Annotated in this window: 1 protein-coding gene; it reads right to left on the bottom strand. The window is 45.0% G+C overall.

The window, feature by feature from the left end; genetic code table 11:
- A partial coding sequence (locus HMPREF3119_RS09605) for a PD-(D/E)XK nuclease-like domain-containing protein (protein WP_246829268.1) occupies positions 1 to 427 on the bottom strand: 427 nt, incomplete at both ends.

Raw genomic sequence — 427 nt, 5'->3', positions numbered from 1 at the left:
GTACGGCGGCTTATTCTGAATGGCGAAAAAACAGAACTGATTTAAGTCCCTTCCTGTGACTAATCTCAGCACATACAAATAAAATGCAGCCTGCACATGATAGTGATATTTCCCAAAAGCCTGACTGAACCCGCGCTCTGTTGCATCCATGCAACTTTTTACATCAAGCGGGTAAGGGTAAGAGTCTGACATCCTGTCAAACCGGCACTTTAATTTCAGTCCTGTTTCAGGGCAGGTGGCGAACATAGATATTTCAGATTGTCCGGGTGTTGCCATGTAATCAGTGAAATCGTTGTTCAGGCTGGCCGATTCAATCATCCTTTGTATTGTTTCAACCTCACCGTTCACCAATATCTTTTCAGCATCCGTCAGTTTTAATGCATCCTTGTATTCTGCCGAGCGCCGATCCTTGACGTCTGGCAGCAAA

Origin of the sequence: Morganella sp. HMSC11D09 (genome assembly GCF_001807955.1) — a bacterium.
GTDB classification, from domain to species: Bacteria; Pseudomonadota; Gammaproteobacteria; order Enterobacterales; family Enterobacteriaceae; genus Morganella; species Morganella morganii.
This window is presented reverse-complemented; position numbering and strand designations above follow the sequence as displayed.